This is a genomic window from Methylobacterium sp. J-043 (assembly GCF_022829505.1).
GTDB lineage: Bacteria > Pseudomonadota > Alphaproteobacteria > Rhizobiales > Beijerinckiaceae > Methylobacterium > Methylobacterium extorquens_A.
In genome coordinates, this window is record NZ_JAKSYB010000028.1 from 200,572 (window position 1) to 214,295 (window position 13,724).

Genomic DNA, 13,724 nt, shown 5'->3' on the forward strand with positions numbered 1-13,724 from the left:
CGTTGCGACGGGAGGCAAACGGTGTCCGGTCGCGGGCTCGAGAGGGTCGAACGAACACCCGCTCAGACGCCGGCCGCGTCCAGAAGCCCCTCGACCATGCCGCGATAGCCGCCGCCGAACAGGCGCCAATGCACCAGGGCCGGCCAGAGTTGGTAGATCGGCAGGCGCTCCGCCGCGCCGGGCTCGGGCGCGCCGTAAGCCGCGCGGAAGGCGGGGCCGGGCCGTCCGAACAGACCCAGCATCGCCAGATCGACCTCGGCATGGCCGTGATAGCAGGCCGGATCGATCAGCCCCGAGACCCGCTCGCCCGCGTAGAGCACGTTGCCGCCCCACAGGTCGCCGTGGAGCAGGGCTGCGCGGGGGCGCTCCGGCAGGCGGTTCTTCAGATCGTTCGCCAGCCGCTCGACCCGCCGGAACAGCGAGGGCGGGAGGTGCCCGGCATGGCAGAGCAGGCGCCGCCGGCCCCAGAAGGCGGGCCAGTCGTCGTCCCAGGCATTCTCGATGGCGACGGGGCCGAACGCGTAATCGGCGTGCCAGCCGTAGCGCTCGCCCTCCGCCGCGTGCAGGCAGGCGACGACCCGGCCGAGATCGGCGTCGGTGCCCGGTCCGGAACCGGTATCGGGCAGGCATTCGAGCACGAGCACCGTCTCGTCCGCGGCGAGCACGGCGGGCGCCGGGGCACCGGTCGCCGCGATGGCCACGAGCATCCGGGCCTCTTCCCGCGGCGCCGACCCGGTCTTCGCCACGGCCTCGCGCCCATCCCCCAGCCTCAGGCGGACGCATTCGGACAGGTCGCCGCCCGCCATCGGCCGTGACTCGGCGAGGGACGTGCCGAGCAGATCCGCCGCGCGGCGGGCGAGGTCGCTCATTCCACTCCGGCGATCCGACGGCCGAGGGCTCGGGCGCCCGCCGTCACATCGGCCCAGGTGGTGTCGAAGCCGGCGTCGGCACCGTAATAGGGGTCGGCCACCGGCTCGCCCGCCCGGCCCGGCACGTGGTCGAGAAGCAGGCTCAGTTCGGCCCACGACCCTTCGGGCCGTAGGGCGCGCAGCCGCACAAGATTGGAGAGATCCAGGGCGACGACGTGATCGAACCGCTCGAAATCGGCCGGCGTGACCTGACGCCCGCGATAGCCCGCAATGTCGACGCCGTTGGCCCGCGCCACCGCGATCGCGCGGGGGTCGGGCGGCTCGCCGACGTGCCAGTCGCCGGTGCCGGCGGAATCGACCGTGACGTCGAGCCCGATCCGCGCCGCCTCCTGACGGAAGGCGGCCTCGGCCAGCGGCGAACGGCAGATATTGCCCAGGCACACGAACAGGATCGCGGAGCGGGAAGGCTCGGTCACGCCATAGCCTTTCCAAGCGGCCGCGTCGCCGCCTCCAGCCAGTCCCGCGTCGGCCCGTCGAGATCCTGCGACAGGGCCTCACGCACCCGCGCGTGGTAGGCGTCGAGCCACGCCGCGTCGTCCGCACCGAGCACGGCCGGGTCGATCAGCCGCCGGTCGATCGGGGCCAGCGTCAGGGTCTCGAAGCCGAGCATCGTCCGATCGCCGCCGGGTATCGTCCGCGCCTCGACGAGGATCAGGTTCTCGATGCGGATGCCGTAGGCGCGGCTGCGATAGTAGCCCGGCTCGTTCGAGAGGATCATGCCGGGCTTCAACGCCACCGTGCCGGTCTTGGCGATGCGCTGCGGACCCTCGTGGACCGAGAGGAAGGCGCCGACGCCGTGGCCGGTGCCGTGGTCGTAATCGAGCCCGGCCTGCCACAGGCTCATCCGGGCCAACGCATCGATCTGTGCCCCCGTCGTCCCGTCGGGAAAGACGGCGCGGGCGATGGCGATATGGCCCTTCAATACGCGGGTGAAGCGGTCGCGCATCTCGTCCGTCGGCGTGCCGATGGCGACGGTGCGGGTGATGTCGGTTGTGCCGTCGGCGTATTGCGCGCCGGAATCGATCAGGAAGAGTTCGCCGGGCTGCGCCGTGCGGTCGGTGGCGCGGGTGACGCGGTAATGGACGATGGCGCCGTTGGGCCCAGAGCCGGAAATCGTCGGGAAGGAGACGTCGCGCAGCCCGCCGCCCTCCTGGCGGAAATCCTCCAGCGCCTCGACGGCGGCGATCTCGCTCACCCCCTCGGGCGCGGCCCGGTCGAGCCAGGCGAGGAAGCGCGTCACGGCAAGGCCGTCGCGGTGGTGGGCGGCGCGGGTACCGGCGATCTCGGCCGCGTTCTTGACCGCCTTCATGGCGGTGACCGGATCGGCGCCGACATCGGCGACGCCCCCGGCGGCCTCGACGCGATCCTTGAGGGCCGCCGCCCCCGTCGCCGCATCAATCCGCACGCGCTTGGCGCCGGTGCACAGACCGGCGAGATCCGCGTCGAAGGCGCTGCGCGGGCGAAGGTCGGCCAGCGTTTCGAGGGCGGCGCGCAGGTCGGCATCGATCTGCGGCGAGGTGAGGTAGAGGGCGGCCCGGCCCTCGCGGGGCAACAGCGCGTAGCCGAGCGCCAGCGGCGTGTGGGCGATGTCGGCACCCCGCAGGTTGAAGGTCCAGGCGAGGTTGTGGGGATCGGAGATCACCAGGGTGTCGAGCCCGCCCTCGTCCAGTGCGGCGCGGATGCGGTCGAGCTTTTCAGCCCGCGTTTCGCCCGCGAGATCGTCGGGATGGACCGCGACACGGCCGGCGGGTGCCCGGGGCCGCCCGGCCCAGACCGCATCCACGAGATTGTCCGGCACGGCGCGCAGCGACGCTCCCGCCTTGATGGCGGCGCGCTCCAGGCGGGCGACGCCGTCGGGCGTGTGAAGCCAGGGATCGTAGGCGAGGGTCTGGCCGGGCTTCAGGTGGGTGCCGAGCCAAGCCTCGGGTGTCGTCTCGGCGAGCGGCACCACGGTGATGATCCCGGTCTCGACCTGCTCCGGCGCCTGGAGGGTGTAGCGGCCATCGACGAACAGGGCGGCCTCGTCGGCGAGCACGATCGCGAGGCCGGCCGACCCGGTGAAGCCGGTGAGCCACGCGAGCCGCTCGGCATTGGCCGGCACGTATTCCGACTGATGCTCATCGGCCCGGGGCACGACGAAGCCGTCGGCGCGGATCTCGCGGAGCGCCGCGCGCAGGGCTTCGATCCGCTCAGGCCCCTTGGCATGGCTCGGATCGTCGAAGGTCTGGAAGCGGGGCAGGGGAGTCGTCATGGCGGAAATCTACCCCGTCGGGGCCCCCCGCAACAGCCTCCTCCAGGGCAATCGCTCACAGGCGATCCCCCTGGCTTTTTTTGCTGGCCTCAGTCGCCGGCGCCCGCCTCCGCGGGCTTATGCTTCCGTTTCGCTCGATGCTTTCCGGGGCCCAAGCCTCGAAAAGCCCGCTCCGCGCGGCGCTCTTCGCGCCGGGAAGCCGCCAAAGCGGCTTCGAGCAATCGCCCTGCCCCTCTTCAGCGTGGACGCGCGGCCGCCCCGCCGCGGCGCAGCACCAGCGTCGCCCAACCCTCGATCACGCCGGAGCGGGCGAGATGGAAGCCGCGGTGGCGGTAGGTCGAGAGCACGCCCGGCACGTCGCGCTCGATCAGGCCGGAAAGGATCAGCACGCCGTCATCGGCGACCACGGCGGTGAGCGTGGGCGCGAGCCGCTTGAGGGGCCGGGCCAGGATGTTGGCGAACACCACGTCGAAGCCGCGCGGGCGGTTTGCGAGCGCGTGGCGTACGCCCGGCGCATGGTAGAAGCGCATATACGGCCCGAGGCCGTTGAGGCGGGCATTGCCGCGGGCGGTCGTCACCGCTTCCGGGTCGAGGTCGCCGGCCACCACAGGCGTGCGAAGCACCTTGGCGGCGGCAAATCCGAGGATGCCGGTGCCGGTGCCGACATCGAGGACGTGGGCCGGCCGCCGCTGCTTCAGTTCGTCCACCAGTGCGCGCAGGCAGCCCAGCGTGGTGCCGTGATGTCCGGTGCCGAATGCGAGCGCCGCCTCGATCTCGATGGCGAGATCGTTGCCCCGCACCTGATGACGGTCATGGCCGCCATGGACGAGGAAGCGTCCCGCCCGCACCGGCTTCAGGCCCTCGAGCGAGGCACGCACCCAATCCTGCTGGTCGATGGTCTCGAAGACAGCCGCGTCGGCCTGCTCACCCACCATCGGGCGGATCAGGTCGCGGATCATCTCCGCGTCGGGCTCCTCGGAGAAATAGGCCTCCAACCGCCAATCGCCGGTCTCTTCGACCTCGAAGGCGGCCACCGCCGTCTCCATGGGGTCGAACATCTCGCCCAGCAGTTCGGTCATGGCACGAGCGGAAGGCTCGTCCGTGATCAGGCGCAGGACGTGCGTGGGTCGGTGCGGCGGCAGACCTTCGAGCATGGGGCGCCCTCTACCATTCGCTCGCGCCGAGGGCCACGGGCTTCACGACCCTATTCGACCTCCCCTCGCCGGGACAGGAACGAGGTCACGTACCCAGAACGGCACCGGCTAGGCGAAAGATGCTTAATCCACAGGCATGATGTTTAATTCGTAGTCGAAAGTATCGGAACCGGCGCGGAGAGGGCGCGTTCTCACCGTCCAAAGCGTCTCGCGCATGCACCTCGCCGGCCCCGGTGGCCCGTGGGGCCGTGCCTTGTGGCCGGGCGTTGCGCGCGGCGCTTTTCCGTCTCGTTCATCAGGCGCTTTTCGAGTTCCATCGCGTCATGACACCCAGATCCGTCCGCCTTCGCTCACCCGTCGTCGTCAGGCGCGAGCCGCGCTCCGACCGCCGCCGCGCTACGAACGCCGACATCCTTGCGTCGGATACGCTCGAAGCTCCGCTGCCGGGTTCGCTGCTCGTGCTGCTGAGCCGGCTCCATCGGGCGGAGACCAAGCCGTCGCAGGGAGCCGAGCCCACCGCCTGAGGCGGCGGGAACTCCGGCCGCGCCGAGCCACTTCCTGTCCGCATATCCCGGCCCGGAATCCTCCGGACCGGCATCGAGAAAGGATCGGTCGATGGCCGTGGTATCGAGCAAGATCTTCGAAGAGGGCAAAGCCGCCAAGGCGGTGGGCGGGCCCGATGCGGCCAATCCCTACGAGGCGGGCTCGCAGGAGAGCCTTGATTGGCTGGAGGGCTTCACCGCCGACGAGCCCGAAGTCTCGGCGGCCGGTCCGTCCGACGACTGACCCCGAAGAGGGGCACCTCCTCGATTTCCGGACGATGACAGGGGTATCCCAGGCGAGATAAAACCGGCGTCAGGTGCGGGGCGTTCGTCCGGCGTGGCCATGGCTCGATAGAGCCGGCGCAGCGGCGGCAGCCCGGCACGACCATGGGAGTCGTCATGATGCCGTCCCGCTTCGTCCGGACCCGCCGCGCCATGATGGCCGGCCTGCTGCTCGCCCTCGCGGCCCCGTCCTTCGCCGCTCGCGCCGCGGACGAACCGGTCGTGGTCTTTGCCGCCGCCAGCCTCAAGAACGCCCTGGACGAAGCCGCCGCCGCGTGGGCGAAGGAGACGGGCGGCACGAGCCGGATCTCCTATGCCGGCTCCAATGTGCTGGCCAAGCAGATCGAGGCCGGTGCGCCGGCCGACCTCTTCATCTCCGCCGACCTCGCCTGGATGGATTATGCCGCGAAGAACGGCACGATCCGCCCCGAGAGCCGCGTTAACCTGCTGCGCAACGCCATCGTCCTCGTGGCGGCAAAGGGGGCAGGCCTGCGAGTCACGCTCGAGCCCGGCACCGATCTCTCCGCCGCCCTGGCCGGTGGGCGTCTCGCCATGGGCAATGTCGAGGCGGTGCCCGCGGGCAAGTACGGCCGGGCCGCCCTCGAAAAGCTCGGCGCCTGGGACCGTGTGAAGGGACAGGTCGCGCAGGCCGAGAACGTGCGCGCGGCCCTGCTGCTCGTCTCTCGCGGTGAGGCCCCCCTGGGCATCGTCTACGCAACGGATGCGGCGAGCGATCCCGGCGTCGAGGTCGTGGCGACCTTCCCTGCCGACAGCCACCCGCCGATCGTCTACCCGGCCGCGCTGACCAAGGATGCGGGCCAGGAGGAGCGCGCCGCCTCCTTCCTCGGCTTCCTGCGCAGCCCTGCGGCGCGCCCGCTGTTCGAGCGCCAGGGCTTCGTCGTGGTCGGCGCCGAGAAGCGTTCCTGAAACAGGGCGGGGAGGATCGCGCACCTCCCCGGCCCATCACCCCGGCGATACGATCAAGTGGTCAGGGCGCGCTCCAGCTCGCCCTTGGTCATCTTCGATCGGCCGGGAATGTCCTGCTTGCGCGCCCGCTGCATCAGTTCGGACTTCGTCACGCCGGCGCTTCCACCCTTGTCCGATGTCTTGCTGTCCTTACCGCCGGTCTTGCGGGCAGAGGCTGCTTTCTTCGCCACGTCTGCCGGCTGCTTCGAGTGCTGCTTGCCCTTGGCGGAATCGGCGCGCTTCTTCGCGGTCGAGCGGCTGTACTCCGTGTCGGACAGCTTCTCCCGCGCCTTCTTGGGCAGGTAGCGCTCGCCGGTCTTGCCGCTCTCCTTGCCCGACTTGGTGTCCCATTCCTCATCGGTCCATTGCTTCAAACCGTTGTCGTCGGACTTCTTGCCGACGTAGCCACCACCCTCCTTCTTGTACTCGCTGGTGGCCATCTGCGCCTTGCGGGCGGACCACTGGCCGGGCTTGCCGCCCTTGGAGGATCCGGTGATCTCCTCCTTCACCTTCTCCCACAGCTTCGGATCGGTCTTCTTCGCCGTGCCCGACATCGATTTTGCCTCCTGAGCGACATTCGGCTGTCAACAGGAGGCGTCATCGTGAGTTCCGGCCGCGCCGCTCCCGTCCACGGGAGGATGGGGCAAGGCCGCGAGCGGCAACGGAGGGGCGTTGACAGAGGCGGACGAAGCTTCCACCTCCGCGCCACCGAAGACGCATCTTTTCGAGCGTGCCCGATGCGGCCGGGAACGCTCGGCAAACCCTGTGACATGCCGGCCCGGATCGGGGCCGAGCGAGGAATCTGCGATGTCCGACGGCCTCAGCGCCCCGAAGGTGTTCATCGACGGAGAGGTCGGCACCACCGGTCTCGGCATCCGCGAGCGCCTGGAGCGCGAGGGCCGGGTGCGCCTCGTCAGCATTCCGCTGGAGAGCCGCAAGGATGCAGGGGTGAAACGGGCGATCCTCGAAGAGGTTGACCTCGCCGTACTCTGCCTGCCCGACGACGCCTCCCGCGAGACCGCAGCACTCGCCGACAGCCTGCCCGGCGGCGGCCCGAAGCTGCTCGATGCCAGCACCGCCCACCGTATCACGCCGGGCTGGGCCTACGGATTTGCCGAGATGACGCCGGATCAGGCCGATACGATCCGCGCCGCGCGCCGGGTCGCCAATCCCGGCTGCTACCCGACCGGGGCGATCGCATTGCTGCGCCCGCTGGTGGAGCGCGGCCTGATCCCGCCGGATCATTCCGTCAGCATCAATGCGGTGAGCGGCTACAGCGGCGGCGGCCGCAGCATGATCGAGAGCTATGAGCGCGGGGAGGGTGCCCCGTTCCAGCTCTACGGGCTCGGCTTCGACCACAAGCACCTGCCGGAAATCGAAGCCTATAGCCGGCTCACCCGGCGGCCGATCTTCATCCCCTCCGTCGGCAACTTCCGCCAGGGCATGCTGGTCAGTATTCCGCTGCATCTCGGCGCCCTGCCCGGCCAGCCCAAGCCCGGCGATCTGGAGGAGGCGTTGGCCGATTGGTACGCAGGCTCACCGCTGGTGACGGTCGTGCGCGGCGCGGAGGAGGGCGCCCACCGTGAACGTCTCGAACCGGAGGCCCTCAACGACACCGACCGGCTCGAATTACGGGTGTTCGGCTCCGACGATTACGGCCAAGCCGTACTGGTCGGCCGCCTCGACAACCTGGGTAAGGGTGCCTCGGGCGCCGCGGTGCAGAATCTCGGTCTCATGCTCGGCCTCGCCTGACCCCTGGGACGCTTCGGCTCGAATACGCTCCGGCCAATTGCTGGATGAAAACCCGACACGCGCGGTCCGCGCCTGTCGGAACGGCGCCCGTGAAGTTTGACTTGGCCCGATGATCCAAAGCGCAGACCGAGAGGCGCCGGCCTGATGCCAACAGGTCGGATGCCAACAGGTCGGATGCATCGTGAGGGACGCCCGCCCAAGGCTGGTTGCTGCCCGTTGGAGCCGACACGAAATCCATCGCTCGCGTCGTTCAGCATTTAGAGCATGGCTTGAACAAGCGATGCGTCCGCGTGGAGCATGAGGAGCGATCCGCTCTCCAAATGGAGCGACGGATATCGCTCAAGTCGTCCGCGTCGAGCCGGCCGCGTCACCTCATAAACAACGCGAACTTGGCGTAGAAACACGCTTCCACCGAATCGTCCGCGCGTCATCAGCCAATCGACAGGACGGCTGCCCGGTTGTCGTCCGTCTTTTGGCAATCAGCCTCACGGATCAGGACTGTGACGGTCACACCGCACCGGTGGAGAACTGACGGAAGACGCTTTCGCGCGCCGGATATTCCGAGTCGAACCGGTGCAGCCTTCGGCAATCCACAGAAAATACGCAGTCCCGCGGCAGGGTGTCGCAACTGAAGCGTATCTCCGGCACCGCGGCGTGCGCGATCGGCACTTAGCCGGCAGGCCTGTCATGCCGCCAAGGGAATCCGACAACCTTTTAAAATCTCAACTCTTTGAAACGTCAACATTTTCCAAAAGGCGATCACGAACTTTCTATCATTTGAAATATTTCCTTGAGATCATTCAGATGATCACAATCACCTATAAGGTGGGCATAATCCTTTTTTTTCTCAGGCCGAGATCGGCGTTTTTTCCATTCGATTTGCATAGAAACACACGCCACACCCAGTTCTGTTCGACCTGACTGCGCTCGAATTCAGGCGCGATGTCTTGCTCCAGCGCGGCCCTGAGCTTACCGTCATTCAGCTAAAGCCCCCTCATAGAAGATTGCACCATGGAAACCAGTGAACAGGATGCGGAGACAGCCCGTCTCGTTACCCTCACGGCCGATGTCGTGTCTGCTTATGTCAGCAACAATCACGTCCAGAGCGCCGAGTTGCCGAAACTGCTTGGGGAAGTGCACGAGGCGATTCGCTCGGTCAGCCTGAGCGGCCGCCCCACCGCGGAGACCGGGCCGCCCAAGGCGACGCCGCAGGAAATCCGCAAGTCGATCAGCCACGACTTTCTGGTCAGCTTCGAGGACGGCAAGCCCTATAAGACGCTGCGCCGCCATCTCACCCTGCGCGGTCTCTCGCCGGAACAGTATCGGGCGAAATGGGGCCTCCCCAACGATTACCCCATGACCTCGGCGAGCTATTCGGAACAGCGGTCCGAGCTGGCGCGTGCGCTCGGCCTGGGTCAGCAGCGCCGCCGGATCGCAGAGCCGGTGGCGGAAACCGAGGCAGCACCCGAGCCGGTGGCTGCCGAGCCGGAACCCGCTGCGGAAAAGAAGCGCCGCGCTCCGCGCCGCAAGAAGGACGCTTGAGCCCAGGTATAGATCCGCTTGGTCGACACGGGCTCGGCGGTGCCGGGCCCGGACTGCGTCCGATGGCACCCAGCGTCTCAACGGAGCTCCGGTCTCAGAGGAGCCGTGCGCTGGCGCTCGGCTCCGTCCGCGTGGCTTCGGCGCGCTTTGCAACGCTGTGCGGCGGGCGTGACGAGCCAGAAGGCACAAGACGATCTCGATAAAAGCTTAATCCGCAGGCAGTCCTGGCAGCTGCCCTGCGTTCAGATCGCTTGAACGACCGATGCCGAGCCGGCAAACGCCCAATTGGAGGGCATTTGCCGATGCTTTGGGCACATAAGCGGGTCGCGACCGATGACGTCCGTTCGGTCGAACTCCTGTTTCGCGAACAAGCGGTCTCCTTCGATCGCACGCGTCGGATGCTTCTCGTCAGCGTGGTCGAGCATGGGTCGGCGGTTCGTCTCTGGGTCTGCGTGCCCGAGATCGAGATGCTGACGCCCTATTACGGATTCAGCCTGTGCACCCGGGCCGACCTCCCCCTGGCGCCGACGCTTGTGGCCGGCTGCCCAGAACAGTTCGGTCGCATCTTCGAGGGATAGCGTATCCCCCCGGACGCTCGATCCCAGCCTTGCGGAGGTGGGAGGCCGGAGCGTCACACCGTTCGCCGCGTCGGTGTGAGCCGAACGCCGGGGGCGGGGCGCTCGAGGAGAACTTCCCGGCGGAAGCGCACGAGTCGGGCCGGTCGCCCGGCATTGCCGCTGGTGAGCGTCTCGGTCTCCTCGACGAGTCCCTGTTGCGCCACGAGGCGGCGGAAGTTCTGCTTGTGCAGCCGAATGCCCGAGAGCGCCTCGACCGTGCGCTGGAGCTGAAGCAGCGTGAAGGCCGGCGGCATCAACTCGAACACCACCGGGCGATACTTGATCTTGCCGCGCAGGCGGCCGATCGCCGTGGCGAGCACCCGGCGATGGTCGTGGGCCATCGGCTGGCCGGTGATCGCGAGGTCGTCGGGCACGGCGGCGCCATTCTGGCCGTTGGCCTCGGGGATCAACCCGGCCTCGAACAGCAATTCGTAGCGCTCCAGAACCCGCTCCTCGTTCCAGGCGCCCCCGATCCCGAAACTCAGCCCGACGCGGTCCTCGCGCATGCGCCGGAGCTTCGGATCGGAGGCGGCGGCGACCCAGGCCATCAGGCGCGGCTCGATCTCGGCGAGCGCCGGGGGCCGTCCCTCGCGGAAATCCTCCCACGGCAGGTAGCGGTACCAGTTGCGCCATGCGGCTTCCGCAAGTCCCGCCGGGCGCAGCTCGCGCACCAGGGCGAGATAGGCCACCGAGAGCAGATGCACGTCGTGCTGCCCGCCCTCCCGATCACGGTCGCCGAAGGTGTAGAGCTGCTCGACATAACCGAGGCGCTGATGCGTCTGTTGCTCGACCCAGGCGCGAAGACCCCGTTCCAGGGTGGCGTGCTCGGGCACCAGCGGCCCGGCGGGCAGGGCGCTCTCGCGGCCCTCGGCCTGTCCGCCGACCTGCACGGTGAGCGCGCGCGGCTCGCCGTCCGTCGCCGCGACGATCACGGCGACGAGCCCCACGGACGAAGCGCTGGCGGCGCGCGTCGCCTTGTCCGCCGTGGCGGCTATCACACCCAGTTCGGCCGTGCTCATGCGTTCGTCGGCCTTCAGCCCCTCTCCTCGGGCATCCCCTCGGCGGTGGAAGCGGTTCCGGCCCGCATTCCGGTCTTGCCGGATCGGCACCGGCACCGTCAACGGAACCTCCGGTCTCATCCGCAGGAGAGTGCTGCGGCGGTCACCGGCAAGGTCGCCGCGGCAGGACGATCCTGCTAGATCGAAAGGCGGTTTCATCGAAGGGAGCGGGCATGGGCAGTGGAACAGGGCTCGGTTTGTCCCGGCCGTCGGCGGGCGTCGCCGTGGACCTGCGCCTCTACGGCATCCTCGATGTCGGCGTGCTGGGGGGCGATGCCGACACGCTGGCCACCCTGGCGGCGGAGGCGGTGGCCGGTGGCGCCACCCTGCTCCAATATCGCGACAAGGATCTGACCGACGCCCGCGCGGCCCTCGCACGGATCAGGGCGATCCGTGAGGCCCTCGCCGGCCGCGCGCCGCTCCTCGTCAACGACCGGGTCGATCTCGCGCAGGCGGCCGGCGTCGAGGGCGTGCATCTCGGCCAGTCGGATCTCCACCCGGAGGATGCACGCCGCCTGCTCGGCCCGCGCGCCATCATCGGGCTCACCGTGAAGACCGGCGCCCAGGCCGACGAGCTCTATCGGCTTCCCATCGACTACGCCTGCATCGGTGGCGTGTTCGCCACCACTAGCAAGGACAACCCGGACCCACCGGTCGGGCTCGACGGGTTGCAGCGGATCGTGTTCCGCGCCCGGCTCGCCCGTGGCCAGACCCTGCCGCTCGGCGCGATCGCCGGGATCGATGCCAGCAACACCGCCTCCGTCATCCGGGCCGGGGCCGACGGGGTGGCCCTGATTGGAGCCCTGTTCAAAGGTGGTGCGACCGAAGCCAAGGCGCGGGATCTGCTTGCACGGGTCGATGAAGCGCTGGGCCAGCGCGGGAGCACGGGCCCGCGTTAAGACCAGAAGAAGCGGACCATCGACAAAAACAGACGAGGGAAGACGCCTATGACTGCCATCGCCCTGACCATTGCCGGCTCGGATTCGAGCGGGGGCGCCGGCATCCAGGCCGACCTCAAGACCTTCGCGGCCCTGCGCGTCTACGGCGCCAGCGTCATTACGGCACTCACGGCCCAGAACACCCGCGGGGTGCAGGCGATCCACGACGTGCCCGCCGATTTCGTGGCCGCGCAGATCGACTCGGTGTTCTCCGACCTCGCGGTGGGGGCGGTGAAGATCGGCATGCTCTCGCGGCCCGAGACCATCCGGGCGGTGGCCGAGGGTCTGCGGCGGCACGCCCCCGGCATCCCGGTGGTGCTCGACCCGGTGATGGTGGCTACCAGCGGCGACCGGTTGATCTCGCAGGAAGCCGTCGAAACCTTACGCAGCGAGCTGATGCCGCTGGTCACCGTCATCACCCCCAACCTGCCCGAAGCCGCAACCCTGCTCGACGAGGGGGAAGCGGGGCACGAGAACGAGGCGGTGGCGCAGGGACGGCGGCTGCTGGCGCGCGGCGCGCGGGCGGTGCTGATCAAGGGCGGCCACGGCGAGGGCCGGGAAAGCGTCGATCACCTCATCGCCGCGGATGGGACCCTGCGCCGGTTCGCGGCCCCGCGCATCGAGACCCGCAACAACCATGGCACCGGCTGCACCCTCTCCGCGGCGGTGGCGGCCGGGCTCGCCCGCGGCCAGGGCCTCGCCGAGGCGGTGGGAGGCGCGAAAACCTACGTCACGGCAGCGATCCGCGCGGCGGACACAGTGCCGGTCGGCCATGGCCACGGTCCGCTCCACCACTTCTTCGCGCTCTGGCAGTAGGCGCCAGAGCATCGTCCGGAAAGGTAGCCGCCGGCTTTCGGACAAGACGATGCTCGCCCGCGAAATCAGCCCACGCCGGCTTTTGCGTTTGACAGATCAAACGCTCGTTCGGATAACGGAACGCCTTTCGGTGCCCCGCTCAAGACTTCGTGATCCGATCCGCCCGCGAGGGTGTTTCCGGCGCGCGCACGTTCTGTCGGGCACTTTCAGCGGACCGACGTGATGCAGGACATAGCGGCAAGCCTCGAGCGTGGACGGCCGAAGGATCTCGTCAGCGGCGCCCAGGTGCTTTCGGGCCAGCTCGGGAAGACGATCCAGCGCCTGCGCAAGGCCTACAACCTCTCCCTTTCCGAACTCGCCGAGCAATCGGGCGTGGCGAAATCGATCATCAGCCAGATCGAGCGCAACGAAACCAATCCGACGCTGGCGACGATCTGGCGGTTGAGCCAGGCGCTCGACGTGTCGATCGAGCGGGTGCTCGCGACCTCCGACGAGGAACCCTTCATCGAGCGGTTCTCGCGCGCCGACACCCCGCGGCTGGTCTCGGACGACGGCCGGGTTCGGCTTGCCATCATCGGCTGGATCAAGACCGTCGAGTGGCTTCAATGGTACGACCTCACCGCCGATGCCGGCGGGGTGCTCGAATCGGACGCGCACCAGCGCGGCTCGGTCGAGTCGCTCTCGGTGCTGGAGGGCAGCTTCGAGGTGGATGTGGCCGGCGAGGTGCAGCGGGCCAATGCCGGCGAGACCCTGCGCTACCGTTGCGACCGCCCCCACAGCATCCGCTGCCTCGGCGACGGGCCCGGCCGCGCGACCATGGTCGTCATCATGAAGGCCGCCGTGATGGAGTGATCCGGCGCCGCCGCTCCCTCGGAGC

At 68.8% G+C, this 13,724-nt stretch carries 15 protein-coding genes; 9 read left to right on the forward strand and 6 right to left on the reverse strand.

Annotated features, from left to right (window positions below; all coding sequences use genetic code 11):
- Positions 1-62: 62 nt before the first annotated feature.
- The 4 genes from MKK50_RS04985 to MKK50_RS05000 all read right to left on the reverse strand — a co-directional run bounded on the left by MKK50_RS04985 (position 63) and on the right by MKK50_RS05000 (position 4,334).
- Positions 63-869 carry a fructosamine kinase family protein gene (locus MKK50_RS04985; RefSeq protein ID WP_499020827.1) on the reverse strand — a complete coding sequence of 269 codons (807 nt, stop codon included), beginning with the start codon at positions 867-869 and terminating at the stop codon, positions 63-65.
- Positions 866-1,345, reverse strand: coding sequence for a low molecular weight protein-tyrosine-phosphatase (locus tag MKK50_RS04990; RefSeq protein ID WP_499020828.1), 480 nt, complete (start codon positions 1,343-1,345; stop codon positions 866-868). Before MKK50_RS04990 ends, MKK50_RS04985 begins: the two co-directional genes overlap by 4 nt.
- On the reverse strand, positions 1,342-3,180 hold the full coding sequence (locus MKK50_RS04995; RefSeq protein ID WP_499020830.1) for an aminopeptidase P family protein: 1,839 nt from the start codon (positions 3,178-3,180) through the stop codon (positions 1,342-1,344). The genes MKK50_RS04990 and MKK50_RS04995 overlap by 4 nt, the downstream gene beginning before the upstream one ends.
- 236 nt (positions 3,181-3,416) lie before the next feature.
- Complete coding sequence (locus MKK50_RS05000) at positions 3,417-4,334, reverse strand: 50S ribosomal protein L11 methyltransferase (protein ID WP_499020832.1); 918 nt, start codon at positions 4,332-4,334, stop codon at positions 3,417-3,419.
- 323 nt (positions 4,335-4,657) lie between these two features.
- Here MKK50_RS05000 and MKK50_RS05005 point away from each other — a divergent pair, with 323 nt between their 5' ends.
- From MKK50_RS05005 to modA, 3 genes are all read left to right on the forward strand, one after another.
- Positions 4,658-4,858, forward strand: a complete 201-nt coding sequence (locus MKK50_RS05005; protein WP_253369031.1) for a hypothetical protein — start codon at positions 4,658-4,660, stop codon at positions 4,856-4,858.
- Positions 4,859-4,949: 91 nt separating this feature from the next.
- Entirely contained in the window at positions 4,950-5,120 is a 171-nt protein-coding gene (locus MKK50_RS05010; RefSeq protein ID WP_253369032.1) for a hypothetical protein, read from the forward strand.
- Between the two features lie 155 nt (positions 5,121-5,275).
- Positions 5,276-6,085: a molybdate ABC transporter substrate-binding protein gene (gene modA / locus MKK50_RS05015; RefSeq protein WP_499020835.1), complete on the forward strand. Its 810-nt coding sequence runs from the start codon at positions 5,276-5,278 to the stop codon at positions 6,083-6,085.
- A 53-nt stretch (positions 6,086-6,138) separates the two neighbouring features.
- Here modA and MKK50_RS05020 read toward each other — a convergent pair whose 3' ends face one another.
- Positions 6,139-6,678, reverse strand: coding sequence for a hypothetical protein (locus tag MKK50_RS05020; protein WP_499020837.1), 540 nt, complete (start codon positions 6,676-6,678; stop codon positions 6,139-6,141).
- 253 nt (positions 6,679-6,931) lie between these two features.
- Here MKK50_RS05020 and argC point away from each other — a divergent pair, with 253 nt between their 5' ends.
- From argC to MKK50_RS05035, 3 genes are all read left to right on the forward strand, one after another.
- Positions 6,932-7,876: an N-acetyl-gamma-glutamyl-phosphate reductase gene (gene argC / locus MKK50_RS05025; protein WP_499020839.1), complete on the forward strand. Its 945-nt coding sequence runs from the start codon at positions 6,932-6,934 to the stop codon at positions 7,874-7,876.
- A 1,011-nt stretch (positions 7,877-8,887) separates the two neighbouring features.
- Positions 8,888-9,418 (forward strand): Ros/MucR family transcriptional regulator, encoded by a 531-nt coding sequence (locus MKK50_RS05030; protein WP_253369038.1) that lies wholly within the window; start codon positions 8,888-8,890, stop codon positions 9,416-9,418.
- 302 nt (positions 9,419-9,720) lie between these two features.
- Positions 9,721-9,996: a hypothetical protein gene (locus MKK50_RS05035; protein WP_499020841.1), complete on the forward strand. Its 276-nt coding sequence runs from the start codon at positions 9,721-9,723 to the stop codon at positions 9,994-9,996.
- 53 nt (positions 9,997-10,049) lie between these two features.
- Here the strand turns inward: MKK50_RS05035 and MKK50_RS05040 are convergent, their stop codons facing one another.
- Entirely contained in the window at positions 10,050-11,156 is a 1,107-nt protein-coding gene (locus tag MKK50_RS05040) for an NUDIX hydrolase (protein ID WP_253369042.1), read from the reverse strand.
- A 110-nt stretch (positions 11,157-11,266) separates the two neighbouring features.
- Here MKK50_RS05040 and MKK50_RS05045 point away from each other — a divergent pair, with 110 nt between their 5' ends.
- The 3 genes from MKK50_RS05045 (at position 11,267) to MKK50_RS05055 (ending at position 13,699) form a co-directional block, all read left to right on the forward strand.
- Positions 11,267-11,992: a thiamine phosphate synthase gene (locus MKK50_RS05045; RefSeq protein ID WP_499020843.1), complete on the forward strand. Its 726-nt coding sequence runs from the start codon at positions 11,267-11,269 to the stop codon at positions 11,990-11,992.
- Between the two features lie 48 nt (positions 11,993-12,040).
- Entirely contained in the window at positions 12,041-12,847 is an 807-nt protein-coding gene (gene thiD / locus MKK50_RS05050) for a bifunctional hydroxymethylpyrimidine kinase/phosphomethylpyrimidine kinase (RefSeq protein WP_499020844.1), read from the forward strand.
- Positions 12,848-13,069: 222 nt separating this feature from the next.
- A complete protein-coding gene (locus MKK50_RS05055; protein WP_253369046.1) occupies positions 13,070-13,699 on the forward strand; it encodes a helix-turn-helix domain-containing protein in 630 nt (209 codons plus the stop codon).
- Positions 13,700-13,724 lie beyond the last annotated feature (25 nt).

Coding starts and splice junctions, on each gene's coding strand:
- modA (WP_499020835.1), top strand. CDS start 5,276: ATGATGCCGTCCCGCTTCGTCCGGACCCGCCGCGCCATGATGGCCGGC.
- MKK50_RS05035 (WP_499020841.1), top strand. CDS start 9,721: ATGCTTTGGGCACATAAGCGGGTCGCGACCGATGACGTCCGTTCGGTC.
- MKK50_RS05000 (WP_499020832.1), bottom strand. CDS start 4,334: ATGCTCGAAGGTCTGCCGCCGCACCGACCCACGCACGTCCTGCGCCTG.
- MKK50_RS05045 (WP_499020843.1), top strand. CDS start 11,267: ATGGGCAGTGGAACAGGGCTCGGTTTGTCCCGGCCGTCGGCGGGCGTC.
- MKK50_RS05055 (WP_253369046.1), top strand. CDS start 13,070: ATGCAGGACATAGCGGCAAGCCTCGAGCGTGGACGGCCGAAGGATCTC.
- MKK50_RS05005 (WP_253369031.1), top strand. CDS start 4,658: ATGACACCCAGATCCGTCCGCCTTCGCTCACCCGTCGTCGTCAGGCGC.
- MKK50_RS05030 (WP_253369038.1), top strand. CDS start 8,888: ATGGAAACCAGTGAACAGGATGCGGAGACAGCCCGTCTCGTTACCCTC.
- thiD (WP_499020844.1), top strand. CDS start 12,041: ATGACTGCCATCGCCCTGACCATTGCCGGCTCGGATTCGAGCGGGGGC.
- MKK50_RS04995 (WP_499020830.1), bottom strand. CDS start 3,180: ATGACGACTCCCCTGCCCCGCTTCCAGACCTTCGACGATCCGAGCCAT.
- MKK50_RS05010 (WP_253369032.1), top strand. CDS start 4,950: ATGGCCGTGGTATCGAGCAAGATCTTCGAAGAGGGCAAAGCCGCCAAG.
- MKK50_RS04985 (WP_499020827.1), bottom strand. CDS start 869: ATGAGCGACCTCGCCCGCCGCGCGGCGGATCTGCTCGGCACGTCCCTC.
- MKK50_RS05020 (WP_499020837.1), bottom strand. CDS start 6,678: ATGTCGGGCACGGCGAAGAAGACCGATCCGAAGCTGTGGGAGAAGGTG.
- argC (WP_499020839.1), top strand. CDS start 6,932: ATGTCCGACGGCCTCAGCGCCCCGAAGGTGTTCATCGACGGAGAGGTC.